Raw genomic sequence first — 5,010 nt, 5'->3', positions numbered from 1 at the left:
GCGTCCTCGACCGCGAAGGCCGCCATCGCGGCCACCATCCAGAGCGCGCCGACCAGATCGGCCCGCCGGTCCGGCGCGGCTCCGTCCATCTCACGTCTCTCCCCGGCCTGTCCCTGACGCGCCCTTCTGCCACCGGCGCGGGCGGTGCGCCACGGTCCCCGGACAGTTCGTGCGGGGGAAGGTGTATCCCGCGCTTTGGGCGGGTCATCGTGGGGGGAGCGCGGTGCCATCCTCCGCCCCGGGGGCTGGCCCTAGGCCCTGCCCCGCAGGTCGCCCCCAATGAAAAAAAGGGCCCCCGAAGGGGCCCCGGGGTTTGCTTGCCGGACGTCCGTCGTTGACTGCTCGGAAATGTTCTGCCTGCGGTCCGGAAGCGCCCATCGGCCGAGGCAGTCAGGCCGATCGGGAACTCCTGAGGGCGATGGAGGGGGCGATCCGGCGCGACTTCGCACGTCGCCGGGACGATTTATGGTCGCCGCACCACCAACAACTGGTGAGGCGACCATAAAACGTCCCAAGCTCGCAATAGAACCCCAAGAAAATAAGGCCCCGGGACCGCGAGCGCGACCATAGTTCCGCACCTCGACGGGCAAAGTTCGTCACGACGAAGCGCGCCCGAAACACAAGAAAGGCCCGCCGATGGCGGGCCCTATAGCGGAAATCGCAAGCTGTTCAGGCCGAAACCGGCGGTCCTCGCGTTTCCAGCTGCAGCCGGCGAATGTCGCTCTTCCGAATGCGGATGGCGCTGATCCACGGAGCCCCAGGCATCCGACCAGCGCCGATCGTGCCGTCCCTGATGCCGGCGAGGAGATCCCCAGTCGAGAGCGAGGTCATCTTCGCAGCCCGGGTGAGGTCGACGCCATCCGCAGGCGCCCAGACCGGCAAGCCCTCGAGCCAGGACAGAACGCGGGTGATTTCACGACGGGCATAATCGATCCGACCAATCCCCTCGCCGGGCGGGACGACGGGGTTGATGAAGCCGCTGCGGCAAAGGCTCTCGGCCTGCGCCCGGGAGCAGCCGAGGTCTCCCGGCAAGCCCGAGAGCGGCACTGCCTCGTGCAGGTCGAGACACAGCTGCTCGGTCTCGCCGACGGGAAAGACGAGGAGGTTGTAGTCGAGGTCATCGCAGTTCTCCGGCGCGATGCCGAGGCGCACGAGGATTTTCCGCAGGCGCTTCGGGTGGAGCCGCGTCGCCCGCGACAAGGTGTAGGCGGAGTGCATCGTCCGTTCGGAGATCTCCTCGCCGAGCACGGTGTCGCCCAGACCAAGCGCGGTCCGGGCCTTGATGTGATCCCGCAGCAGGTCGCGAATCGGCCCGGGACCGACATCTCCGCCGGTGGCCCTGACCCATTCGTAAAGGTTGCCGTAGAACGCCCGGAACTTCGCCTGCCCCGCGTTCGAGACCGACATGGCCCGGACGGCGGTCAGCGCCTCCATGACGGCCTCATCGCCCTGCCGGACGATCTCGAATGCCTCGGCCGCGGAGTCGGCCAGCTGGGCTTCCGAAAGGCGGGAAATCGTGACGTCGAGCCCGTGATCGAGCGTGGCACCGAGCATCTCGCAGACCTTCACCCCTTGCTCCAGGGTCTGGCGGGCAAGAAAGGTCCCTTGATCCATCGGCTGGCGAAGGACACGGTCGGCGATCCACCGATCCATAGGGGTCGGGTCAGCACTGATCGCTCGGGAGGCGAGCCGTTCCAGTTCAGGGGTTCCCGGAAAGGGCAGCGGGCGATCTCCGATAGCGTTGGTTTCCGCAGCCGAGAGCACCGCTCCATGGCGCAGGCACAGCCTGACCGGGCGGAACCTCCAGAGAAGCCGGGCGTAGCGATCCGTGGATCGATCACCATCCTCGAGCAGGCAGCTCGCGCAGAACCGGGCCCCGTCCGGGCGGACGAAGTCCCTGGCAAGACGTTCGCCGTTGAACTCGCGGTGCCGACTGAAGCGGGCGATGCTGCAGGACCGGAGTTCGGTGGGCGAGATGCCAGCCGCATGGGCGAGTGCCTCGACGGCATGGGCTTCGCCCTTCAGGAATGCGCCAAGGTCGATGGCGAGGTCCTGGACGACGCGAAGCCCGGTTTGGCCAGTATGAAACTGTGTCAGCCTAGCGGCATAGCTCGTAGCGCTCTCCCCATCGCCCAGACCTAGATCGGGGGTCAGGGGCCTCACGCCACCCCCTCCATGATCTCCTCGAGGGCCGGAGCAAGCTCCTCCCACGCCACTTCGTCGAAGGGGGTGATGGAGCCCGCGTTCCCGCTATACACGAAGGCGCGGCGAAAATCGCCAAGGTGAAGCGCATCGAGGCCCTTCGCGCGTGCCCTCTCGATGCAGAGGGTGACCAGATCGATGGCCTCGCCGATGATGCCATTCGAAGCAGAGAGCAGCCGTTCTGCCAGATGCGGATCGTTCGGGGGCGTCACCTCATACTCCTTGCACAGGGCCCGGATGTAGCGGGCGAAGCTCAAGCGCTCGCGGCCGCTGAGGCTGGCGCGGAGGGGCATCTTGAGGAAGCGGCGCCACGTCTCCGCATCCTTCTGCAGCAGCTCGACCAGCTCGGGGGTTCCCGACAGCACGACGACGAGTGCGTGGTTGCCTTGAAGAAGAAGCTTCAAGCGGCGCGTCGCCGTCTTGGCGTCCCTGCCGGAGCCGGACGTCAGGAGGTGATGCGCCTCATCGATCCAGAGCACCGAGATCTCGAAGAGGGCCAGCCGGTGCTGGGCAATCTCCCATGCTTCCGCGGCGGTCATGTTTCTGGCGCCCGTATAGAGGAGGCTGTCGAGGAGGCTGAACGCGAGCCCCTTCAGGGTGGCCTCGGGCGGCACCGTCAGCTCCACGACGTGGCCCGAAGACCCATCGAACAGACCCAGTCCATCAATCTCGTCGAGACCGCGCTTGAGAAGGGTCGTCTTCCCTACCCCGGACGGCCCCGACACAACGAGACCCCGGGTTTCCAGCTGCCGGCCGAACTGGATGGGCGTCGCCCGCCGGGTCGGGTCGGGGGCGAAGCGCAGAACATCCCCGAGCACGTCCCTCAGTTCGTCGTCTCGGTCGCTCAGCATGTAACGCTGACCCACCGGCTTCATCGGTTGAGCGCTCGTCTCTTCGGGCCTCGGCCCGCCAGTGTTCCTCGTCATCAATTACTCCAGGATGTCGCTGTAGTCGTCGGGGTTCGCGAAGGGTCCTTCCTCGTCCGCCGAAGGAGGGCTATCGGCCGGTTCGTCGATCGCGACCTCGTCGCCGAAGAGCGGGCGGGCTTCGGGTTCGACCCGGTCTCGCGTCCGGGAAAAGCGGCGCATGTCCGCCTCATCCCGCGCGAGCTGCGCCGCCGACGGGACCATGGGAAGCGTGCCAGAGAGGCGCTTCTTCAATGCGAGGACCTCAAGGTCGATGGCGCGACGCGCCTTGGCTGCAGTCAGCGTTTCCTTCCGGTCCTCGTAGTCGGCCTCCGCAAGCCAAACCTTGTAGTCGACGTAGGATTCCCCCGCCCACTTGCCCTCCTTGCTCGGAACCGAGACCCAGCGACCATCCGGAAGGCCCACTTCGACCTCGCCGATGTTCCTGTGCCACCAAAGCACGGATACGTCGCGCCGTTGGTCCTTCGCGAACCAGGCTTCCAGCTCTTCGGACTGATAGACGATGCCTCCGACGTTCACCCCGACGCGGGTAATCTTCCGAGCCATGGTTTGACCGAATGCCGTTCTGAGGCGGCGGTTGTCGGTCCTGATCTGCGGCGGCACGGACTGCACCGCCTCGTCCCACCGCCGCCGCGGGCTCTTGCCGCCCGGGCGCTTCGGTTTCGTGTTGTGATAGACGTCGACGATCCAGCACGTGAGCCAGCGCAGGAAGGTGTCGAGATCAACGATACCCCGCGCTTCGGCGTCGTTCTCGCCACGTGCGACGACATCCTTGAAGGCGCGCCCCACGAGGTGGGACATGTGGCTGCCGGACAGGGTGCGGAACCAGCCCTCGATGTTGCCCTTCAAGAAGGGATGCGCGGCCGGAAGGCTCAGGTTGGTGATGCCGGCCCTGGCCAGTTGGTCCCAGTTCTCCTTACTGAGATAGACCGCTCCCTTGTCCATGGCGATCGCTTCAGGGTGGCCGTAGAAGTCCCAGGTCGAAGACGCCCCTGCAGCCTTGGCGATCTCGGTCTTGTCGAGATAGATCATCTCGATCGTCCGGCGGGTCAGGTTGAAATCCGGCTTGTTGCTGATCTGGAAAGCAACGAGGCATCCCGTGAGACAGTCCACGGCCGCCGAGATCGTCGGACGCGCCTGACGGACATCGAACCCGAGTGCCGCTACCTCAGCCGGCCCGAGGGCATCCAAGATACCGGCCTCGCGCAGAAGCACGAACAGGTCGACTGTCTGCTCGTCGATCTCGATCCGCTCAAGAACCCGGGTCAGTTCCAATCCTTCACCGAGGGTGTGGAGGTCCCGGTAGGCGACTTCCCTGCCATACGATCGAGTCCAGAAGTCGACGGGAGAAATCGACTTCGTCAGTTTGTTGACGTAGTCCCGGCCGGGAACCGCGAGGGGCATCTCGGGCGGGTCAAGCTTCATCCGCCGATCGTTCTCGACAATCACCGCGGCCTGAACGCTATCCACGATCCGGGAAAGCTGCGGGCGTTCCAAGGTCAGCATCTCGTCGATCACGCTTCGATAAAAGGCGATCTCGTCGTCCTTGAATCGCGGCCGGCGATTTCCGGATCGGACATACCCGTCGTAGCAGCCTTGGATACGGTCCTTTAGGAAGGCCCGATACCAGTCGTGAATGGCCTTGGCACTTTCGCAGGGCTCGGCGCCATCTTCCTTCCGACCCGCGCGCTTCGCCTTCCCGGTCTTCTTCCTGTCTTCCCGGCGGTGCCGACGACGCACAGCCTCGATCTCATCGAGGTGGATTTCGATATCGAACCGGCGGGGCCGGACTGAACTGCCCCCCATTTCGACCGGACAGCCTGGCATGACCATGGAAGGCCCAAGCCTGTGCTTGGGGACATGCTTATGCCCAACGAAGATC

The 5,010-nt window shown here is 65.4% G+C and carries 3 protein-coding genes; all 3 read right to left on the bottom strand.

Annotated features, from left to right (window positions below; translation table 11 throughout):
- Positions 1-669: 669 nt before the first annotated feature.
- Positions 670-2,163 (bottom strand): TniQ family protein, encoded by a 1,494-nt coding sequence (locus BUE30_RS17135; protein WP_073334357.1) that lies wholly within the window; start codon positions 2,161-2,163, stop codon positions 670-672.
- Positions 2,160-3,053, bottom strand: coding sequence for a TniB family NTP-binding protein (locus tag BUE30_RS17130; RefSeq protein ID WP_170865670.1), 894 nt, complete (start codon positions 3,051-3,053; stop codon positions 2,160-2,162). The genes BUE30_RS17135 and BUE30_RS17130 overlap by 4 nt, the downstream gene beginning before the upstream one ends.
- 78 nt (positions 3,054-3,131) lie before the next feature.
- Positions 3,132-5,010 (bottom strand): hypothetical protein (locus BUE30_RS17125; RefSeq protein ID WP_212590732.1); only part of this gene is annotated, 1,879 nt, incomplete at its 5' end.

Source organism: Wenxinia saemankumensis (assembly GCF_900141735.1).
GTDB classification, from domain to species: domain Bacteria; phylum Pseudomonadota; class Alphaproteobacteria; order Rhodobacterales; family Rhodobacteraceae; genus Wenxinia; species Wenxinia saemankumensis.
The sequence above is the reverse complement of the archived record's forward strand: the minus strand, read 5'-3'. Positions and strand labels throughout refer to the sequence as shown.